At 69.5% G+C, this 19770-nt stretch carries 18 protein-coding genes; 9 read left to right on the top strand and 9 right to left on the bottom strand.

The genetic code is table 11. The annotated features are described in order from the left end of the window. Positions 1-19 precede the first annotated feature (19 nt). From panC to QHF85_RS16510, 3 genes are read left to right on the top strand one after another with little or no spacing between them, the layout of a single operon-like run. A complete protein-coding gene (gene panC, locus QHF85_RS16520; protein WP_281328151.1) occupies positions 20-982 on the top strand; it encodes a pantoate--beta-alanine ligase in 963 nt (320 codons plus the stop codon). After that, positions 975-1640: a dTMP kinase gene (gene tmk, locus QHF85_RS16515; protein WP_281328150.1), complete on the top strand. Its 666-nt coding sequence runs from the start codon at positions 975-977 to the stop codon at positions 1638-1640. The genes panC and tmk overlap by 8 nt, the downstream gene beginning before the upstream one ends. Before the next feature lie 31 nt (positions 1641-1671). Beyond that, on the top strand, positions 1672-3084 hold the full coding sequence (locus QHF85_RS16510) for an SEC-C domain-containing protein (RefSeq protein WP_281328149.1): 1413 nt from the start codon (positions 1672-1674) through the stop codon (positions 3082-3084). Between the two features lie 93 nt (positions 3085-3177). Here QHF85_RS16510 and QHF85_RS16505 read toward each other — a convergent pair whose 3' ends face one another. Continuing rightward, a complete protein-coding gene (locus QHF85_RS16505) occupies positions 3178-3648 on the bottom strand; it encodes a hypothetical protein (protein WP_281328148.1) in 471 nt (156 codons plus the stop codon). A gap of 113 nt (positions 3649-3761) precedes the next feature. Further along, positions 3762-4517: a hypothetical protein gene (locus tag QHF85_RS16500; protein ID WP_281328147.1), complete on the bottom strand. Its 756-nt coding sequence runs from the start codon at positions 4515-4517 to the stop codon at positions 3762-3764. A 74-nt stretch (positions 4518-4591) separates the two neighbouring features. Here QHF85_RS16500 and QHF85_RS16495 point away from each other — a divergent pair, with 74 nt between their 5' ends. Continuing rightward, positions 4592-5269: a hypothetical protein gene (locus tag QHF85_RS16495; protein ID WP_281328146.1), complete on the top strand. Its 678-nt coding sequence runs from the start codon at positions 4592-4594 to the stop codon at positions 5267-5269. Between the two features lie 340 nt (positions 5270-5609). Here the strand turns inward: QHF85_RS16495 and QHF85_RS16490 are convergent, their stop codons facing one another. Then, positions 5610-5969 (bottom strand): VOC family protein, encoded by a 360-nt coding sequence (locus QHF85_RS16490; RefSeq protein WP_281328145.1) that lies wholly within the window; start codon positions 5967-5969, stop codon positions 5610-5612. A gap of 77 nt (positions 5970-6046) precedes the next feature. Further along, positions 6047-7648: a hypothetical protein gene (locus QHF85_RS16485; protein WP_281328144.1), complete on the bottom strand. Its 1602-nt coding sequence runs from the start codon at positions 7646-7648 to the stop codon at positions 6047-6049. Positions 7649-8060: 412 nt separating this feature from the next. Here QHF85_RS16485 and QHF85_RS16480 point away from each other — a divergent pair, with 412 nt between their 5' ends. Next, entirely contained in the window at positions 8061-9272 is a 1212-nt protein-coding gene (locus QHF85_RS16480) for a vWA domain-containing protein (RefSeq protein ID WP_281328143.1), read from the top strand. Positions 9273-9330: 58 nt separating this feature from the next. Here QHF85_RS16480 and QHF85_RS16475 read toward each other — a convergent pair whose 3' ends face one another. After that, positions 9331-10494, bottom strand: a complete 1164-nt coding sequence (locus QHF85_RS16475) for a hypothetical protein (protein ID WP_281328142.1) — start codon at positions 10492-10494, stop codon at positions 9331-9333. A gap of 321 nt (positions 10495-10815) precedes the next feature. Here QHF85_RS16475 and QHF85_RS16470 point away from each other — a divergent pair, with 321 nt between their 5' ends. Continuing rightward, positions 10816-11043 (top strand): YdcH family protein, encoded by a 228-nt coding sequence (locus QHF85_RS16470; protein WP_281328141.1) that lies wholly within the window; start codon positions 10816-10818, stop codon positions 11041-11043. A gap of 141 nt (positions 11044-11184) precedes the next feature. Here the strand turns inward: QHF85_RS16470 and QHF85_RS16465 are convergent, their stop codons facing one another. Further along, entirely contained in the window at positions 11185-11691 is a 507-nt protein-coding gene (locus QHF85_RS16465) for a hypothetical protein (protein WP_281328140.1), read from the bottom strand. A 59-nt stretch (positions 11692-11750) separates the two neighbouring features. After that, the gene (locus QHF85_RS16460; protein ID WP_281328139.1) at positions 11751-13094 is read right to left on the bottom strand and encodes a metallophosphoesterase; all 1344 of its coding nucleotides are present in this window, start codon (positions 13092-13094) and stop codon (positions 11751-11753) included. Between the two features lie 20 nt (positions 13095-13114). Between QHF85_RS16460 and QHF85_RS16455 the strand changes: the two genes are divergently transcribed. Next, the gene (locus QHF85_RS16455) at positions 13115-15247 is read left to right on the top strand and encodes a protein kinase (protein WP_281328138.1); all 2133 of its coding nucleotides are present in this window, start codon (positions 13115-13117) and stop codon (positions 15245-15247) included. A 7-nt stretch (positions 15248-15254) separates the two neighbouring features. Here the strand turns inward: QHF85_RS16455 and QHF85_RS16450 are convergent, their stop codons facing one another. After that, positions 15255-15893, bottom strand: coding sequence for a tRNA (guanine-N7)-methyltransferase (locus tag QHF85_RS16450; protein ID WP_281328137.1), 639 nt, complete (start codon positions 15891-15893; stop codon positions 15255-15257). Positions 15894-15965: 72 nt separating this feature from the next. Here QHF85_RS16450 and QHF85_RS16445 point away from each other — a divergent pair, with 72 nt between their 5' ends. After that, the gene (locus tag QHF85_RS16445; protein WP_281328136.1) at positions 15966-18029 is read left to right on the top strand and encodes a hypothetical protein; all 2064 of its coding nucleotides are present in this window, start codon (positions 15966-15968) and stop codon (positions 18027-18029) included. Between the two features lie 18 nt (positions 18030-18047). On the opposite strand, the gene QHF85_RS16440 is transcribed toward QHF85_RS16445, so the two are convergent. Continuing rightward, positions 18048-18677, bottom strand: a complete 630-nt coding sequence (locus tag QHF85_RS16440) for a hypothetical protein (RefSeq protein WP_281328135.1) — start codon at positions 18675-18677, stop codon at positions 18048-18050. A gap of 114 nt (positions 18678-18791) precedes the next feature. On the opposite strand from QHF85_RS16440, the gene QHF85_RS16435 reads away from it, so the two are divergent. Further along, positions 18792-19733 carry an aldo/keto reductase gene (locus QHF85_RS16435; RefSeq protein ID WP_281328134.1) on the top strand — a complete coding sequence of 314 codons (942 nt, stop codon included), beginning with the start codon at positions 18792-18794 and terminating at the stop codon, positions 19731-19733. Positions 19734-19770: the final 37 nt, after the last annotated feature.

The raw sequence follows: 19770 nt of genomic DNA, 5'->3' as shown, positions 1-19770 counted from the left end.
TCTGCTAGCGTGGCGCGCCATGGAGATCTGGCGCGCACCTCTCGACTTCCGGCGTGCGTGTGACGAGGCGCGGCTGCGCGGCGCGCGCGTCGGCCTCGTTCCCACGATGGGCGCCTTGCACCGCGGCCATCAGGCGCTGATCGAAGAGGCACGCAAGCGCGCCGATTTCGTCGTCGTCTCGATCTTCGTGAACCCCACGCAGTTCGGCCCGAACGAGGATTTCGCCCGGTACCCGCGCGACCTCGAGGCCGACGCGAAGAAGTGCGCGGAGGCGGGCGCGCACGGCATCTTCGCGCCCTCCCCCGCCGACATGTACCCGCCCGGCGACGAGACGCGCGTGCACGTCGGCGCCACGGCCGCGGGCCTCTGCGGCGCGCACCGGCCCGGCCACTTCGAGGGCGTCGCCACGGTCGTGACGAAATTGTTCGCGCTCGTAGGACCTTCCCTCGCGCTCTTCGGCCGCAAGGACTACCAGCAGCTCAAGGTGATCGAGCGCTTCACGCGGGATCTCTTCCTGCCCGTCGAGGTGCAAGGCGTGCGGACCGTGCGCGAGCCAGACGGGCTCGCGATGTCATCGCGCAACGCATACCTCTCGGCGGAGGCGCGGGCGCAAGCGCTCGCCATCCCGCGAGGTCTCTCGGCCGCGGCGCGCGCGTTCGCCACGGGGGAGCGTCGCGCCGGCATGCTCACCGCGCTCGCGCGCGGCCACGTCGCGCCCGTCGCGAGCTCGATCGACTACGTGGACGTGGCCGACGCGGATACGCTCACCGTGCTCGGTCCCGAGGAGCGCACGCAGGATCGCGTGCTCCTCGCGCTCGCCGTCCGCATCGGCGGCGCGCGGCTCATCGACAACCTGGTGCTCGGCGAGGATCCCATCCCCGAGTCGACGCTTGGGGGCTCCGCTCCGGCGAGCGGAGCTACGCCCCCAAACCCCCACGACGCTGTCGCAACGAAGGAAGGAAACGAAGGACGCCATGCGTGAAGCCGAGGACGGAAACGACGGGCTGTTCGTCGTCTTCGAAGGCATCGACGGCGCGGGGACCACGACGCAAGCCGTGCGCTACGGCTCGTTTTTGCGCGGACGGCGCAGGCTCGCGCACGTCACGCGCGAGCCGAGCGGGGGCCCGATGGGCTCGCTCCTCCGGCTCGTGCTCACCCAGCGCGTGAACCTGCCGTCGAGGCACCGCGACACCACGATGGCGCTGCTCTTCGCGGCCGACCGGCTCGATCACATCGAGACCGAGGTCGCCCCGCACCTGCGCGACGGATACGTGGTCATCTCGGATCGCTACGAGCTCTCGAGCATCATCTACCAGTCGATCGGCATCGAAGACGAGGGCGCGCGCGCCGACATGATCGCCTGGATCCGCCACTGCAACCGCCACGCCCTGAAGCCCGACATCACGGTCGTCGTGGACGTCGATCCGGAGATCGCCGCGCAACGCAGGCGAGCGCGCGGCGGCGCGAGCGAGCTCTTCGAGGAGCCGGAGCTCCAGGCCCGCCTCGCCCGCGCCTACCTCGAAGCCGAAGCCATCATCGGCAGCGAGCGGCTCGTGCACGTCAACGGCAACGGCGACGTCGACTCCGTCACCGCCGCGATCATCCGCGCCCTCGAGCCGTACGTCGCCGAGGGCCCCTGATCGAAATCCACGCTTGCCCAGGGCGCTTCGCATGACCCTCACCGGGCACGCGCATCACTTCCTCTCCCGGCTCGACCGGCTCTCGGTGCCGCACCTCGACGTCGCCCTCTCGCTCTACCGCGACGATCCGCTCCTGCGACACATCCTGAACGCCGCGCGTGTCCCGGAGGGCATGGAGCGCGTGGCCATCTCGCTCGCGGATCCCGAGAAGGGCCCGTTCCTCATCGTCACGCGCGACGGCAAGTTCGTCACGTGCCTCGGCGCGGGCATGGGTGTCAGGGACCGCCACGTCATCACGCGGGAGCAGCTCGACGCGATCACGGAGAAGGTCATCACGTGGCGCGAGCGCACGAACCGCTTCCTCAACTCGACGGGCAACGCGACGGAGCTCATGCGCGCGCTCTACGAGCGAGGGCAGTGGCTCACGCGCGAGCAATTCGAGGGCATCGCCGTGTGGCAACCGTTCCTCGCCCTCGAGCTCTTCAAGTGGATGATCGAGGAGGCCAAGGCGATCGACCACCTGCGCGATCTCCTGCTCCGCGAGGTGCCGAAGAACGGCAAGCTGCACCGGCGCTGGGACGAGACGCTGCACGGGCTCTGGTGCCGGACGTGGACGCTCGGGCATCTGTCGGTGCTCGCCGCGATGGACGGCATGGCGCCCTATCAGGAGCTGCCGGCGTCCGCGCGCAAGGCCATGTCAGGGCTCGCCTACGCGCGCCCCGCCGTCTCGCAGGGATTGGTCGGCAACGCGCTCCGCGGCCTCTGGGGTGCGGCGCGCCTCGGTGACCATCTGTTCCCGTACTACAAGAAGGCGCATGAGGAGGCCGCGAACGTCATCGAAGTCGCCGACAGCGTGTTCACGTTCGCGGCGATCGGCCTCCGCTACCCGGCGCTGCGCGCGGAGGTGAGAGAAGCGCTCTCACCGAGCGTCCCCGTGCCGGAGGGCAGGAGCCACCTCGCGTCGGTGCGCAGGGCGCTCACGAACGTCTTCCTTTCCGACGACGAGGACCCGACGGATCTCCCCACCCGGCTCGCGAGGATCGGAGCCGATTTCGCGGTCACCCTCGGAAAACGTGCCCCTTCCTCGTCGCCCTACCATTTCAAGGCCGCCGCGGACGCGCCGCGGGACCTCGCGCGCAGCGCCCTGCTCCTCATCGATGGGTGCTACCTGGCAGACCGGGAGCTCCTGACCGTGATGATCATGTCGCTCCCATGGCTCGCGCGCGCGAAGCCCGAGGAGCTCTACCTGCCCGCCGATTACATCGCCGCCGTCCGCGCCCCCTTCGAGCCGGACTACGCGCTCGCGCTCCTGCGCCAGGACCGCCGCAGGCTGAAGGACGTCCGCGCGGCGGAGGCGAAGGAGCAGCAGACGGGCCCCGCGCGAAGCGCGCCGTGCCCCTGCGGCAGCGGGAAAAAGTACAAGCGCTGCTGCGGCGAACGCTGATTCGCTGCCGGTCCTCGGGTCGACGCCTCGCCGCCCCTTGGCTGCGCCGAATACGTTTCCTCCCTTCGCGAGCTCATCGCGGAACGCTTCGATTCACTCGTCTTCCGGGGTGCTGCCGGGCGCCTCGTCGTCGCTCCGCCGCGTGCTTTTCCCCGGGATTGGTTCGCCCCTTCGTTGGGCCAGGAGCTCGTCACGGAGCTTCCGCAGAGGTCCGAGGTGGTATTCGTGGTATTCCGTCGAGCTCTGCGTCGCCCTCGCTTCTTCGAGCCCTCGCTCGAGCTCGGCGACGAGCGGCTCTAGCACGGCGAGCCCCTCCTCGGGGTTCTCGTCGTACCGACAGCAATCCGCGAAGAACCAGGCCATCACGTATTCTCGGTCCTTGCCCGAGAAGCCGAGGCGAACGATGTCCTTCCAGGCCTCGCGGCAGACCTCGAGGGGGGGGCGCTTCGATAGCGCCACGTTGAGGATGAGCTCGGCGATGCGTCGCCTCGTCTCGCGCACGTCCCATTCATCGTCGCCTGCGCGGGCCACGAACTCCGCTTCGAGCCGGCGTAAGTCGTCCACGGACTCGGCAAAGCTTCGCTCCTCATCCATAGACTTGACCAAGAGGCGGCCTGCGGCGTTGCAGAAAGCTAGCTCGTCCCCCTCCATCTCTCGGCGCGCTCCCAAATTGTCTCTCATTTACAGCTCTCCCACTTGGACATCATGATTCCGTCGGGCCATTTGCCGCTCCCCCTACACTGCTCATGGCATGCCAAGCATATTGAATGTTTCCACTTACCCCCGTCTTTGCTTTGTCGAGCCGAGTCGAGGCAGTCGTTCAGGGGCTCTTGACACGGGTCCTTCTTCTTCTTCTTCCGCGCCACCTCCGCAATATCCGACTTGCCTAGCTCCACCGACGCGGCGATCACGATGACGATGGGGCCCGCTTCAATGATGAGGTCGGCGAGGGCGAGCGCCACGGCTACGAGCACCCCGGGGTGCCCGACGAGCCCACGCTCGGCCGGCGTCTCCCCGTTCGCGGGAGCGGAGGACTCGGACAGGCGAAGCTTGCGCACCCTGAGCAGCTCCTCCGAGACGGTCATGCCTCGCAGCGCGATCCGGGTGCACCCTGCGAGATCTGCGTGCGGCACGCCCTTGGACTCCACATCGACCACCCGGCCCTCCTCGTCGACCTTCACCGTGTAGTCGAACGTGTAGTACCCGCCGCGAAGGTCACCACCGAACTCATCGACGCACGCTCGTAGGCGCTCCGCGGTGGCGTCCGGCACGCGCGGGCGGTCGTCCTGTTGCGCCAGGGGTCTGACCGTGGCCCCACAGCCGAGCGGCACGAGCGCCGTCGTCGCGCAACCGAGGATCCCGAACGAGAGGAGCCTTCTCATGCGCGGGAACGACATGACCGAAATGCGATCAGATACCTCGAAGTCCGTCAACGTGGTGTGTACGCCGCGTCTTCACGCTTCGCGGACTCCATGCTACGCGCCCCGAATCAGGAGGACCCCTTTTCATGGACATGCCCACCCAAGACACCCCTCCGGAGGGGTATCTCCCGAAGAGCGCCTATGCGACGGGGCGCGTCGCCGCCGACAAGAAGGCCGCGGGGCTCGAAGCAGCCCTCTTGGCCGTTCACGACGAGCTCAAGAAGACGCTGCGCGAGCGCGACGACCTGGAGGAGGAGCGGCAGCGCAAGAGCGCGGTCCTCGATGCGCGCGACGGCGATTGCGACGCCGACGTCGAAAACTTCGAGCTCCAGCTCCTCGGCGCGGTCCGGAAAAACCGCGAGCACCCCAAGTACCGCCGTTACTTCAAGACCGGCCTGCGTGACGTGACGACCGCCGAGCCCCGCAAGGAGGAGCCCGAGCAGGTCGGGCAAATGCTCGAAGCCATGGCCGAGGACAAGAACGACCCCGAGATCGGCGAGGTCGTCGCGTCCTGGGAGCCGAAGCTCACCGCCTCGCGCGCGAACGTCGTGACCGCCGACGCGGCGCTGACCGAGACCGAGAAGGCGCTCGATTTCCTGGAGGAGAAGCGCATCCCCGCGCTCATGGCGGCGTGGCGCGAGGAGTACAAGAAGCTCGAAGGCGCGCTCACGACGGTCTACGCGTCGAACCCGAAGATGGTGGATCGGTTCTTCAAGCCCTTCCGCAAGCGGCGGAAGGACACGAAGAAGAACGAGAGCCCCTGATCCTGCACGGCGCGCCCGAGCGCGGCACGACGCGCGCCGTTCTCCTCCCCGCAAGCACCCGAGATCCCTTCGTCACGCCCGTCCCTCGGGAAGGACGGCGCAGAGACGCCGTTCGTGCCGGCGTCCCTGGGGACGGCGTGGCGGGGGGCGCCCTCGTCACGCCGGTCCCTCGGGAAGGACGGCGCGGAGCCCTCTCCAGCGCACGCTGTCCCGTGGACGGGGCCGCCGAAGGCGCGTTCGGGGCGTCCGTCCCTCGGGGAGCGCCGCGCGGAGGGACCTCGGGCGGCCCCTTCCAAGAGGACGGGGACGAGTCAAGCGCCTCCGCGCCGTCCGACGCGCTTCAAGGCGTGTGACAGACCGCCTCGATGTTGTGCCCGTCCGGGTCCAGCACGAATGCGCCGTAGTAATTCGGGTGGTACATCGCGCGGATCCCGGGTTTGCCGTTGTCCTTGCCTCCGGCGCGGATCGCGGCCTCGTAAAACGCGTCGACCGTCGCGCGATCCGTGGCCACGAACGCGACGTGCTGGCGCGAGCCCCCCTCCCCCGCGCCGAGCCAGAAATCGGGTTTGCCCTTTTCCCCGAGCCCGGCCACGCCGGGGAACTCCATCATCACCGCATATCCGAGGGGCGCGAGGGCCGCCGCGTAAAATGCCTTGCTCTTCTCCAGGTCACGAACGCCGATCGAGATGTGGTCAATCATGGGCGGCATGATACCCGGGCGAGGGAACACGTACAGCACGAATTCCTTCGCCCAGGCGCCCCCCGACAAACGCCCCGTCAGTACGTCGCGGAGGAGGGCGCAGGCTCCGGCGCGGGCGGGGTCGCCACCTCGCAAACCGCGTTCGCGATCGTCACGTCGTCGAGGTTCCACCCCGAGACCGTGAACACGCCGCCGTTGCCCACCTCGAAGCCGAAGCGCACGCGCAGCGCCGGATTGCGGTACGGCGTGAGGTCGTACGTCATGAGCGTCCACGACGCGTCCTTCAGCGCCGGCGGTCCACCCGAGTTCCACACGGAGACCCACGCGCTGCCGTCGAAGACGTCGATGGTGTTCGTCATGTACGGCCCGTAATCGCTGTTCAGCCACCGGTAGAAGGAGAGCCACAACGAGCCCGTACCGCTCGTATCGATCGCGGGGCTCACGAGGTACTCCGGCGGGTGAACGGCCTCGGCCGCATATCCTCCGATGTTCACGCCCGCGATGCCGTTGTCCCCCGTCGAGGTGCGGTCCGTGGCCGGATCCTCGGAGCCGTGCGACGCGTTGCCCGGCGAGGCCTTCGCGGGGCCGATCTGCCACTCGCCTTCGAGCGTCCAGCCAGCCGCGTTGTCCGCGAACGTCTCGTGCAGGTAGACGACGTACCCCTCGGCCTTGCCGCCCGTACACGACCCGCCCGAGCACGTCTCGCCCAGCGTGCACGCATTGCCATCCTCGCAGGCTCCGCCCTCGTTGACCGGCACGCCCACGCAGGCCCCCGCCGCGTCGCAGACACCCTCGTTGCAGTCGTTCTTGGCGGACGCGCAGGCCACGCCAGGCGTGGGCACTCTCTGACAAACACCTAACGCATCACACATCCCGGTGTTGCACTCGTCGGCAACCTCGCTGCACGAAAGGCCCTCGCCGAGCGGCATTCCCACGCACGCCCCCGTGGCGGCATCGCAAACGCCCGTGTTGCAGTCGTCGGTGGCGCTCGCGCAGTCTTTCGGGCCTCCCCCCTGGCAGCTCCCCGCGGCGCAGGTCTTGCCCGTCATGCACGGGTCGCCGCCTTGCTCGCACGCGAGGCCCTCGTTGCCGGGGACGGGCTCGCAGCCGCCCGTCGCGGGATTGCAGACCGCGACGTGACAATCGTCGGGCACGGGCGCGAAGTGGCAGCTCTTCGGCGCACCGACGCAGGCTCCGCCCTTGCAGGTCGAAGAGACCGTGCACGAGTCGCTCGACACGCATGGCGCCCCGTCGAGCGCGGGCCCTTCATCGCAGGTGGCCGTGTCCTCGTGGCAGGTCACGACCGCGCAGGTCGCGGCCTCGATGCCGCAGTGGTTCGGCCCGCCCCCGACGCAAACGCCGCCCTGGCAACTATCGCCCACGGTGCAGAAGAGGCCATCCTCGCAGGAGGTCCCATCGGAGCGCGGGACGACGGCGCAGCGCGATGTCTCCGCGTCGCAGACGGACACGAGGCAAGGCGGCGTGTCGATGAGCGAGCAATCCACGGGGCAGTCCATCGCGCCGAGGGAGGGGTCGCCAGGATCGCCGCTGCCCCCCACGCCGCTCTCGCCGCCGACGCCGCTGCCAACGCTCCCCCCGCGCGAGGCATCGGATGCCTGCCGCGCGCAGCCCGCGGCGACGAAGCTCACGGACACGGCGAGAATGCGCCCCCAATTCATCCATTCCCTCATCGTCGACCCACCTCTCTGCCGCGGCGAGGCACGAATCCTCGCCCGTGCGGCGCGGCGGCGCACCCTTGTCCGGAACGGCGCGCGTAGCCGCGACGCACCAGTTTTTCCAAATTGAACGTTCGAGATCGCAATCAGACGTCGCCCGATTGCGATCCGGACTGCGTAAGGCCATCATTTCGGCGAATGCCGCTCCTTCGATGCCCTCGTCGAAAGCCATCCATTCGTGGGTGCTTGCCGCGCACGTCCGCGCCGTATACATCGATCTCGCTCCGTCGTCGCCCTCCGAGCGCCTCGAATGATTCGAGTTCACGGCCTTCCGGCGGCGCAAAGCTCCCCGATCGGCGATCGATATGAGGCACCGAGCGGAGGGTCGTCCTTCTCCAGATTCCCAGGAGTAAACATGTTTTTCCGCGCATCCCGCATTACGAGCACAACGCAGGTCGGACATGGGGGGCGCCCGATCGCCTTCGGCGGCGCGAGCCAGAGGACCCTCTGCGCCCTCGCGGCGCTCTGCGTCGCCTCGCTCGGCCTCGCGTGCAGCGCGTCCGGGGACCGTGACGGTCAGGCCACGAACGGCGCGACGGAGACGAGCGGCACGGGTGGCAGCGGAGGCGCGGATCCGAGCGGCGCCACCGGCACGGGTGGCGACATGTTCGATTTCGACGGCGGCATGATGAATGGCGACGGCGGGGGCGAAGAGGCCTGCGCCCAGACCGGCGGGAAGGCCGAGCCCGTCGAGCTCGATCTCGTCATCCTGCTCGACCGCTCCGGCAGCATGTACGGCCAGAACTGGAACGGCGCGACGACCGCGATCAAGCAATTCGTGGAGGATCCGGCTTCCGCGGGGATCAACGTCGGCATCCTGTATTTCCCCGTGGATGCCCCGCCGGACGGGCTCGTCTGCAACTACCACCATTACGACGACCTCTCCGTCCAGATCGGGGCCCTGCCCGGGAACGCGCCGGCCCTCGTCCAGTCGATCAACGGCGAGAGCCCGAACGGCGGATCGACGCCGATGTACGGCGCGCTCGAAGGCGCGCTCTTCAATGCGACTGCCTACAAGGACGCGCACCCGAACCACAAGGTCATCCTGGTCTTCGCCAGCGACGGCGATCCCAATAGCTGCCCCGGCAACCAGAACGACATCCCGAGCATCGCGGGCCTCGCGAAGAGCGCCCTCGATTACAACGGCGTCGAGACGTACGTCGTCGCCATCAACGGCGCGAGCGTCCTGAACCTCGACCAGATCGCCGCGGCTGGCGGGACCATGAAATCGTACGACGTCACCGCGAACGTCGCGCAGTTCGCGCAAAAGATGACCGAGATCCGCTCGAAGGCCCTCGCCTGCGAGTACGTCGTCCCCGAGCCGTCGGGCAATGACCCGCTCGAGCTCGACAAGGCCTGGGTCAAGCACACGAACGGCGCGGGCATCGAGAAAGAGATCACGCAGACCACGGGCGCCGCCGATTGCGGCGTGGGCCCCGGCTGGTATTACGACGACCCGAAGAAGCCGCAAAAAATCTTGCTTTGCCCCGCCTCCTGCCAGGTCGTGCAGGCGGATCCGGACGGCAAACTCGACATCTTCTTCGGCTGCAAGCCCGACATCCATTGAAGCGTCGCCGGGCGCGCGTGCCCGGACGAACACGCAGAGCGTCGAACCGTTCGGCGCTCTACGGCTTCTTCTTCAACGCCTCGAGCGCCTCGCGCAGCTCGTCCTCGGTGAACGGGAGCCGCCCGAGCGCCGCCTTCTCGTCCGCGAGGGCAAGCTCGAGCGCCCGCTTGGCCTCTCGCGCCCGCCCGATCCACGCCGACGCCTCGCCCGTCCGATCGCCGAGCCGCACTGTCCCGTCCATCATCTTGAGCCCCTTCTCCAGGAGCACGCGGTAGCGCAGCCGCATCGCTCCCTCGAAGAGCTGCTTCTTCCGCAGCGTGTCGGCCGCCGCGGGCGGAGGCACCCGCATCACGTCGCGATGCAGCTCCTGGTAGAGCTGCCCCACGCGGTAGCCCGCCATCGCCGACCAGTGCGCGTCCAGGCTGCGCATCGCCTCGGTGTACGCCCCCTGCGCGTCGAGCAGGCCCTGGCAGCGCTTCTCGAGCGTCTCGGCGAAGTTCGGAGGCATGGGCTCGAACCGGATCGCCTCGCTGCGCTTGCGCCGCACCTCGCCCACCGCGAACCAGAGCTGCGCGAGCTCGATCGGGGGCTTGCCCGCCTCGCCCAGCCGCTCGCGCTCGACGAGGTCCCGCGCCACGGAGACCTCGCGCCACGCCTCCTCCACGAGGTCCTGCTCCACGAGCCCCAGCGCCCGCGCCCCGCGCGCCTCGATCACCTCCAGCACCGCGAGGTCCTGCCGCGCGACGAGCTTGTCCGCCACGGCGACGAGCTCGGCCCAGCGCTCGAGGTGCCCAAGGGCCCGACCGAGACGAAACAGCGCGCTGCGCTCGAGCGCGTGGCCCGGGAAGCGCCGCAGAAGCTCCCGAAGCCGCGCGGCCGAGGCCTCCCGCTCCCCGAGCGCCTCGTACCCGACGGCCGCGTTGTAGAGGCTCGCCGCCCCGACCTCGCCGTCGGGCGACAGCCGCTCGAGCTTGTCGAAGACCTCGGCGGCCTCGCGGTGTTTTCCGCCGAGCAAGAGCGCCTTCCCCCGCTCGAACTCCTGGACGATCTCGGCCTCGGAGTACGGCGAGACCACGACGGGCGAGACCTCGATCACGGCTCCGCCCTCGGCCTTCGGCGTGGTCCGAGGGACCTCCGGATGAGGTCCGGACGAACCACACCCCACGAGCAAGCCGGCGAGAGCGAGAGCGAGCGCGAGGCGCGTGTGCGTGGAAAAAACCATCCGTACCCCAACCGATCGGGCCCTGGTTTCTCGTGTCTCCATGGCCGGAATCCACTGCTTCAGCGCGTCAAGGAGGGCGGCCGGAGGCGACGAGGACGAACCCGACCCGAGTGGAAAACGTCGCATGAGGAAGCACATGAGCCACGCGGAAAGGCGATCCGAGGCCGCTCGTCCTAGGGTACCTTGAAAACATCGCGCGCGGCTCCCCGTCCTCGGGGGCCGGCTCGATGATGGACCAGCAAGCGGGGCTCTTCGCAGCAAGAACGGGGGCCCTCACGGGGCGTGGGGCGAAGGACGCCGAAGGTCGATCCGGAGCCCCAAATGGAAAGCCAGGAGGTGGGCATGATGAAGCGGGAGACCGAGACCGATTCCGATGCCGAGCGGCTGAACCATGCAGAGATGCGCCATCGGGAGCTCGATGCGCGCCTCGCCGAGCTCGGGCGGCACGCGTACCTGACACCCTCCGAACAGCTCGAGATGGCCGAGCTGAAGAAGCAAAAGCTCAAGGCGAAGGACGAGATTCACGCCCTTCGCCGGGGAACGTCCTGACGAGGGACGACCCAACCCGAGGGCAGACACGTCCCGAGACGAGCCCCCGGCCCCCATCACGAAAGGGGCCCTTCGAACGAACGAGAGCGCCGATCGGCGAGGCCGATGCGGCGCTCTCGGCGTTTCAGGATCGGGCGAGCTCTACTTCGTCGCCGGGGCCGGCGCCGGGGCCGCGTTGGGATCGGCCTTCTTCTCGGCGGCGTCCTCGCCCTTCTTCGTGTCGTCGGCCTTGTCTTCGACGCTCTCGATGCCGCCGTACACGTCCTTGTTGAGGTCCGTGAGCGAGTCTTCGAGCCGCTTCTTCTCGTCGCCCGTGAGCCCGCCCGGCGTGTTCTTCTCGATGGCGGCCGCGACGGCGAGCCAGTGCCGCGCGTTGTCGCGGTAGCCGCGGCGCGGATCGGCCACGCCGCCGGGCACGTTCGCGGCGAGCGAGAGCCCCGCGAGCCGGTAGTCCGTCATGCCACGCAGATAGGCGTACTTGGCTTGCTCGGCGTCGGAGAGCGAGTCGATGTCGGGCTCGAGCACGCGGAAGAGCGCGAGCGCCTTCTCGTACTGGTTCTCCTCGTAGTGCTTCTGCGCCCGCTCCAGATCCTGACGGTACGTGGCGCAGCCGAGCAGCACGCTGCCGAGGAGAGCCAACGCGGACATGGTCGCGGCGAAGGGCAAACGAGGCATGGCGGGACGATATCCCCGGGCTCGGCCGGTGATCAAGTATCTCCCGCGGACGAAACGCGGCGTCGCGCCCCGAGGGCCCCGAGGGCGGCGAGGGCGACGAGCGCGGCGGCGCCGCCCGCGCCGGCGGGCGTGCTCCCCGGGACGGCGGAGGCGCAGGCGGTGCTCGCTCGTGCCGTCGCGGGTGGGGCGGCCGAGCTCGGTTTCGCCTCGTCGGACTTGCAGGACCAGCTCTCGGTGCCCCGGTAGCTGCATTGCTCGATCACGGTCCCGCTCGCGCGGCGGGCGAGGACGTTGACCGCGGGGCCGTCGATCGCGATTTCGAGGAAGTGATGCACCGACTCGAAGGACTGCTGCTCCGGGGCGCGGCTGCGCTGCTTGTAGAGCGGCGCGCCCGCGCCTCCCGACACGATGTACTTGAGCCCCTGCCCTTCGCCGCGCTCGTAGGCGTGGTCGTGCCCGGCGATCACGAGCTCGACTTTGTTGTCGCGCATCATCGAGAGGATGCCTTTCGACGCGAGGCGCGCGTTGCCGCCGTGGTGGCCGCTCGAGAACGGCCCGTGGTGCATCACCGCGATCCGGTGCACGAGGCCCGGCTCGTCCCGCGCGCTCGCGAGCTCGGCGCGGAGCCACTCCTTTTCGTCGCCGGTCCACGTATCCATCGCGTTCAGCAGGAAAAACCGCGTGTTCGACCAGCGGAACGATCCGTAGAGGTGCGGGCGCTCCCGCCCGTCGGTCTCGGTCGCCCCGAAGTAGCGGAGGAAGTTCACCTGCCCCGTGGGATCGGGCACCGTGAGCTCGTGGTTGCCGACCGCGACGAACGCGCATCGGTTCGCGAGCAGCTTTCCTTCGATGCCGAAGAACTCCTGCCACTGCGCCTCGTTGTCCCCGTCCTGGACCATGTCGCCCGTGTGCACGAAGAAGTCGGCGGGCGCGGCGTCGATGGCGCGCGCGACGGCCGCGTGCGCCGCGGCGTCCGAGCGGCTGTCGCCGTACGCGACGAACTTGAACGGGCGAGCGTCGGCCGGCGCCGTCGTGAAATCCACGGGCTTGCTCTCCACGTTGCCGACCTTCACGCGGTACGCGTACGTCGTCGCGGGCGCGAGGCCGTCGACGCGGATCGCGTGAAAGCGCTTGTCCGACGCCGCGTCCTTCGACGTCGAGAACCCCCCGGGCCCGGTCACGAGGATCGTCGCCGGCTCCGGGGTCGACAGTTCCAGCTTGATCGTGACGGCCGTCTGGCCGAGCGCTTGCAGGTACGGACCCTTGCGGATCGAGGCCGCCTCCGCGGAAGTCGAGGCCCCGAGCAGCGCCGCCGTGATGGAAAGCGCGAGGGGGATGCGAGGGAGGACGCGCGGGCGCGAACGAGACGGGGGCACGACGCTGCCTAGCATGGATCTTGCGCTGGATCCTGGCGACAGAGCGCGTGGCCACGACGGAGGGCAGCGACGGCGCGCGGCTGGAAGAATCCGTCGACACCGGGAGCCACCATGTCATGATGCTGCGCCGTAACCTTACGGACAGACGGGATTACGGGATGGTGCAACGCGCGGGCGGAGAGCCACAGGACGACGCGGGGTTCAACCTGGCCTCGCTCCCTGAAGAGAACCTGCCGCGCCAGTTCGGCAAGTACACGCTTCTGCGTCGGCTGGCGGCCGGCGGGATGGCGGAGATCTTCCTCGCCCTTCACCGCTCGGTGGCGGGCTTCGAGAAGCTCATCGTCATCAAGCGGATCTTGCCCTCGATGAACCACGACAAGGCGTTCATCGAGATGCTGCTGCACGAGGCGCGCGTCGCCGCGACGATGTCGCATCCGAACATCGTGCAGACCTTCGACGTCGGGCAAGTCGACGGGACGTACTTCATCGCCATGGAGCACATCCACGGCGAGGACATCCGCTCCATCGTCCGCGCGATGCGCAAGAAGGGCCTCACCGAGTTCCCGCTGGAGCACGCCGTCGCGATCGGGCTCGGCACCTGCGCGGGCCTCGCCTACGCGCACGAGAAGCGCGACCTCGAGGGCAACCTCCTGCACATCGTGCACCGCGACATCTCGCCGCAGAACATCGTCTGCACGTTCTCGGGCGACGTGAAGATCGTCGACTTCGGCGTGGCCAAGTCGAGCTCGCAGATCGGCGAGGACACGAAGGACGGCCAGCTCAAGGGCAAAGTCCCGTACATGTCGCCCGAGCAGGCGTCGGGCAGCGACGTCGACTGGCGCAGCGACATCTTCGCCGTGGGCGTCTTGCTCTTCGAGCTCACGACGGGCAAGCGGCTCTTCAAGGGATCGAGCGAGTTCGAGACGCTGAAGCTCATCTGCGAGAAGGACTATCCGCGCCCGAGCCAGGTCAAACCCGGCTACCCGCCCGCGCTCGATCGCATCGTGATGAAGTCGCTCGAGAAGAAGCGCGAGGATCGCTACCAGAGCGCGCGCGAGATGCAGAGCGACCTCGAAGCGTTCGTCCGCGAGGAGCGCATTCCGGTCTCGCAGATCAGCCTGACGCAGTGGATGCAGTCCCTGTTCCAGGACAAACTGGAGCAGCAGAAGGAGGCGCTGCAGGACGTCAAGCAGCTCGCCGACATCATCGCCCTGCAGCACAGCCCCTCGATGTACGAGGGCACGGTGACGGGCGGCGGGGGCTTGTCGGCGACGGGCGCGTCGGCGCCGCAGCCGAAGCGTTCGAGCGCGGGGCTCTGGTTCGCGCTCGCCGCCGTGGTGCTCGCCGGCGTGGGTGGCTTCTTCTACATGCGCAAGCAAGCCGCGGAGCGCGAGGCGCAGATGCGCGCCGACGCCGAGAAGGTGCAGGCCGTGCGCGCGAAGGAGACGAAGGGCGCGCTCGACGTGAAGTGCGGCGCCGACGAGGGTTGCTCGATCTGGATCAACGGCGAGCTGCAGAAGCAGGTCACGCCCGCGAAGGTCGAGGGCCTGCCGCTCGACAGCGAGATCAAGGTCAAGCTGACGAAGGAAGGCTTCGAGGCGCACCGCGAGTCGATCACGCTGAGCGAACAGGAGCCGACGCGCGCGGTCCAGGCCGTGATGAAGACCGGCTCGGTCACGGTGGTGCTGAAGATCGATCCCCCCGCGACGGTCTGGCTCGACAACAAGCAACTGAAGGGCGTGATCGAGAAGCTCGAAGGCCTCTCCGCGGGCGAGGAGCACAAGCTCGTGTTCCAGCTCTCGGGCTACGTGCCGAAGACGATCACGTTCACCGCCGAGAAGGGCGAGACGAAGGTCATCCAGGAGCGGCTCGTGAAAGCCGATCCGAACAGCGCCGCGGCCGCGGGCACGGGCGGCCCGAGCACCGCGGGCGGCGGGGGCGGAGGCGGCAGCGGCAAGGTGCGCGTCACGTCGAAGGGCGGCTTCTGCAACGTGACGATCAACGGCACGGGGTACGGGTCGACGCCCGTCGAGGCCGTGGTCAACGCGGGCACCGCGCGCATCACGTGCAAGCCCGAAGGCGGCGGCGCGTCGCAGTCGCAAGCCGTGCAGGTGAAGGCCGGCGAGGTCGCGCGCGCGGCCTTCAAGCTGTGAATTCGTCTCAGCGCGGCCGGCGCTGGTAACGAAGACGCGTCACGGGCAGCCCGTCCGCGATGGCGTGGTGCTCGCGTGGGCTCCGCGCGTTGTACGGGTTCTCGGCCATCCGCGCCGAACCCGGCTCGTCTCCGCTCGGCTCGAACGCCTCGTGCGCGCCGACCTGCGCTTCGTACATCTCCGCCCGCTCCGCGACGTCCGTCTGCACGTAGAACGCGCCGCCGTCCCGCAAGAGCCGCGCGATCGAGTCGAGCAGGCCCGGCCCCATGACGAGGCGCTTCGCGTGCTTCTTCTTCCACCAGGGATCGGGGAAGTGCATGAAAAACGTGTCGATCGAGGCGTCCGGCCCGAGCCGGGAGAGCGCCTCACGCGCGTCCGCGTTGAGCACGCGCGCCCGCGCGCCGAGCCCTTGCTTCTTCAGCCGCTCGTCCACGATCGACGACCACTTCAGCCGGATCTCCAGCCCGAGCAGCCGGCTTTTGGGCGCGGCCGCCGCGCGCTCGAAGAGGAAGCCGCCGCGGCCCGGGCCGATCTCGATCTCGATGGGCCCCTCGCCCGGCAGGATCGAGCCGATGTCGACCGGACCCTCGTCCGGGAAGCGAGCGGCGTGAGCGTACGGATGGTTGGGGCGCGGCCGGAACACCATGGCGGGCGCAAACAAGCACAACGTCGGCCGGATGGGTAGCGGGCCTTTGCCCGGGTCGGTATGGTCCCGCCCGTGACGCCTCGGGACGTGGGCAAACGCCTGGCCCCTTACGCCTTTCCCCTCGCGGTGAGCTTCGCTCTCGGCGCCCTCGCCGTCCGCGGCATCCTCGGCCGCGCGGGGCGCCCCGCGCTCCCGCTCGACGACGCCTTCATCCACCTGCAGTACGCGCGTCGCCTCGCCGAGGGCCATTTCTTCTCGTACGTGCCGGGCGAGGGCTACACGACGGGCGCGACGAGCCTGCTTTGGCCGCTCGTCCTCGCGCCGTTTTACCTCCTCGGCCTGCGCGGGCTCTCGTTCGTCTGGGCCGCGTGGCTGCTCGGCACGCTCGCGCACGCCGCGCTCGCCGTCGAGACCGGGCGCCTCGCGCGTCGCCTCGCCGGCCGCGCCGCGGGCGCCGGGGCCATGATCATGTGCCTCGGCTTCGGCGCGTTCGCCTGGTTCGCCTGGAGCGGCATGGAGACCCTCCTCTTCGCGTGGATGCTCATGCGCACGGCGCGCGTCGCGGCCGCGTACTGCGAGCCGGATCCTGCGTCCCCCGCGCCCGGTCGTCGCCACGCGATCGAGGTCGCCGCGCTCGGCTTGCTCACGCCCCTCGTGCGCCCCGAGGGCGCCGTCGCCTCGGCGCTCGCCGTCGCTGCGCTCGCCTTGCGCCCGAGCGGCGAGGGCAAACCGCGGCGCCTCGTCGCGCTCGTCCCCGCGCTCGGCCCGCTCCTCGTGCCGCTGCTCCACCTCGTGATCGCGGGACATGCGGCCTCCTCGACCACGATGGTCAAGTGGCTCCCGGCGAACCCCGCGTACGACCGCGCCGGCATGATCGCGTTCCTCCAGTCGAACCTGCGCATCCTCTGGCAGAGCGTGCTCGACGGCGGCGAGTGGTCCGCGGTCTTCGTCCCCGAGAACTTTCTCGTCCCCACGCTGCTCGGCGCCTTCGCGCTCGTCTACCGCGCGCACCGCGCCGCGCTTCCGATCCACGGCACGTTCGTCCTCGCGATCGCCCTCGCGACGGCGCTGCCGTGCACGTACCTGAGCTTCCTCTGGAACCGCGTCCGTTACGTCTGGCCCTTCTACGCCGCGCACTTCGTCCTGCTCGCCTGCCTCGCCCGCGAGATCGGCGACCTCGCGCGCCGCTTCGGCCGCGCGCGCGCGCCGGTCACGCCGCTCGTCCTCGGCCTCTTCACGGGCGCGCTCGTCACGAAGCTCCCGTGGACGCTCTCCGACCTCGCGACGAGCGCGCGCGCGATCGATCACCAGCAGGTCACGCTCGGCTTCTGGGCGCGTGAGAACCTCCCCGCGGACGCGCGCATCGGCGTGAACGACACGGGCGCGATCGCCTACGTCTCCGACCGGCGCACGTTCGACGTCGTCGGCCTGACGACCGAGGGCGAGTCACGCTACTGGACGTTCGGCGCCGGCTCGCGCTTCGAGCACTACGAAAAACTCCCCGCGGAGCGCCGCCCCTCGCACTTCATCGTGTACCCGCAGTGGATGGCGTGCCCGCCCGTGATCGGCGAGGAGCTGCACCGCGAGACCGTGGTCGATCAGTCGATCCTTGGTGGGCCAACGATGATCGCGCACGAGGCGCGCTGGGACCTCCTCGGCTCGGGGGCGCTGCCGCGCGCGGTGACGCCAAAGGGCGCGCTCGCCGACGAGATCGACGTCTCCGACCTGGAGTCCGAGGACACGCACGGCTACGCGCGCCTCGGCGCGTCGGATCAGGACAACGTGGCGGTGATGGCCGAGCCGCCGCGGCGCGACGACGCGGGATCGAACGAGGAGACACCCGCCGCCGAGATCGCCGACGCAGGCCGCATGCGCCGCTCCCTCGACCGCTTCGCCGCGACGCTCGCGCAGGGCCGCGCGGCGTCGCTCGTCCTGCGCGCCTCGGCGGACGCCGATGTCGAGCTCGTCGTGCGCGCGGGCGGCATCGAGATCGGCTCGGCGCGTCTCCCCGCCGGCGCGTGGGTCGAGCGTGTCGTGGAGATCCCGCCGGATCGCGTCTGGGCTCGCACCGAGATCGAGGTCACGCCGCGCGAAGCGGGCGCGTTTCATTCGTTTCACTACTGGCTTTACCAGTGACGCGCCTGCCTCCGCGGATCACGGCCGATCCAGCTCGTGCGTCGTGTTCAGGCTCGCCACGCTCTCCGTCACCGTCGCGATCGCCCGCCGGATCGCGCCGTTCGCGAGCCGCTCGGGCCGCGCGGGCGCGATCGCCGCGCAGAGCGCCAGCGCCGTGACGTAAAGCGCGCCCATCACCGTGAGCAGCCGACGCGTCTCGCTCGGGATGCGCACGCGCTCCTTGCCCGACGCCTCGATCGCCACGAGCCGCGCGCGGATCTGCACCGGGCCGAGCACGATCACCGCCCGATCGCCCTCCTCCACCTCGAGCGACACGGGCCCCGTCACGAGCCGACCGAGCCCATCTTTTCCATGCGTTCGTCCTCGTGCGCGCGGGGGCACGTGGACCACGAACTGCCCCTCTTTGACCTCGGCGACGACCGCCGCCTGGCCTCCGTACTCGGCCATCGGGATCCGCGCGATCGACTCCGGGGCCTGCCCGATCCAGCACGATCCGCCCTCGAGCACGTGGCGCACGCCGAGCACCTCGGTGCCACGCAGCGCGACGAGCTCGAGCGCTTTGTGTGCGCCCTCTGCCGCCTCCACATCCCGACCTGTGGAGGTCTTCGCCCCCTCCGTCCTCGACGCGAAAAACGGCTCCTTCGCCATGGTTCCCTCGTAAACCTCCCTGGTTCCCGGGCGGCTCGATCGGGAGTCCGGCGCGGGCGAGGGCTCGCGCCATGCACGATGGACGGACACCGCCGTACGTTGTAAATGCAGGCCGTGCGAAAGCGGCCTCTCGGCAAAACCTCCCTCGAAGTCTCCGAGCTCGGCCTCGGCACGTGGGGGCTCTCCGGCGACGGCTACGGGCCCGTCGTCTTGCCGGAGGTCGATCGCGTCCTCGATCGCGCCGTCTCCTCCGGCGTGAACCTCTTCGACACCGCCGACGTCTACGGCCGCGGCGCGATGGAGAAGAAGCTCGGCGCGCGCCTGCCGAAGAACACGACCTACGTCGTCACGAAGATCGGCACCGACCTCGAAACCTCGCCCGCGCAGAAGCGCTTCGATCCGAGCTACCTGCGCGTCGCCTTCGAGCGCTCACGCGAGCGCCTCGATCGCAGCCCGCTCGACATCGTCCTCCTCCACAACCCGACCGAACAAGCGCTCGCGCGCGCTGACTCCGTCGGGTTCATGAAGGAGCTCGAAGAGCGCGGCCTCGTGCGCGCCTGGGGCGTGAGCGCCGGCTCGGTCGAGGTCGCGCGCGCCGCGATCCGCGCCGGGGCCAAGGTCGTCGAGCTCGCGTACAACGTCTTCGTCGCCAAGGATCTCCACGCGCTCTCCGCCGACGTGAAGGACCACGGCGTCGGCGTCCTCGCGCGGAGCGTGCTCGCCCATGGCCTGCTCACCGGCCACTGGAGCCCCGAGCGCGAGTTCTACGCGGGCGACCACCGCGCCGATCGTTGGAGCCCCAAGGAGCTCGCCAAGCGCATCCAGCAGCTCGACGCGCTCCGCCCCTTCTCCAAGGCCGAAGACGTCGGCACGCTCCGCTCGGTCGCGCTGCGGTTCGTCCTCGCGAACCAGCTCGTCTCCTCGGCGATCCTGGGCCCGCGCTCGGTCGCTCAGTTCGACCAGCTCGAGCGCGAGGCGGGCGAACCGCCGTATCTCAAGGACACCGTGATGGTCGAGCTCGCCGCGCGCCTCAAGGGCGTGGGCATCGAGATCTGACGAGGCGGGCGCGGAGGCACGATATGGAGAGCGCCGG

The sequence above is a fragment of the Polyangium sp. 6x1 genome (assembly GCF_029946515.1).
Lineage (GTDB): Bacteria > Myxococcota_A > Polyangia > Polyangiales > Polyangiaceae > Polyangium.
The sequence above is the reverse complement of the archived record's forward strand: the minus strand, read 5'-3'. Positions and strand labels throughout refer to the sequence as shown.

Coding starts and splice junctions, on each gene's coding strand:
- panC (WP_281328151.1), top strand. CDS start 20: ATGGAGATCTGGCGCGCACCTCTCGACTTCCGGCGTGCGTGTGACGAG.
- tmk (WP_281328150.1), top strand. CDS start 975: ATGCGTGAAGCCGAGGACGGAAACGACGGGCTGTTCGTCGTCTTCGAA.
- QHF85_RS16510 (WP_281328149.1), top strand. CDS start 1,672: ATGACCCTCACCGGGCACGCGCATCACTTCCTCTCCCGGCTCGACCGG.
- QHF85_RS16495 (WP_281328146.1), top strand. CDS start 4,592: ATGGACATGCCCACCCAAGACACCCCTCCGGAGGGGTATCTCCCGAAG.
- QHF85_RS16490 (WP_281328145.1), bottom strand. CDS start 5,969: ATGATTGACCACATCTCGATCGGCGTTCGTGACCTGGAGAAGAGCAAG.
- QHF85_RS16485 (WP_281328144.1), bottom strand. CDS start 7,648: ATGAATTGGGGGCGCATTCTCGCCGTGTCCGTGAGCTTCGTCGCCGCG.
- QHF85_RS16480 (WP_281328143.1), top strand. CDS start 8,061: ATGTTTTTCCGCGCATCCCGCATTACGAGCACAACGCAGGTCGGACAT.
- QHF85_RS16475 (WP_281328142.1), bottom strand. CDS start 10,494: ATGGTTTTTTCCACGCACACGCGCCTCGCGCTCGCTCTCGCTCTCGCC.
- QHF85_RS16470 (WP_281328141.1), top strand. CDS start 10,816: ATGGAAAGCCAGGAGGTGGGCATGATGAAGCGGGAGACCGAGACCGAT.
- QHF85_RS16465 (WP_281328140.1), bottom strand. CDS start 11,691: ATGTCCGCGTTGGCTCTCCTCGGCAGCGTGCTGCTCGGCTGCGCCACG.
- QHF85_RS16450 (WP_281328137.1), bottom strand. CDS start 15,893: ATGGTGTTCCGGCCGCGCCCCAACCATCCGTACGCTCACGCCGCTCGC.
- QHF85_RS16440 (WP_281328135.1), bottom strand. CDS start 18,677: ATGGCGAAGGAGCCGTTTTTCGCGTCGAGGACGGAGGGGGCGAAGACC.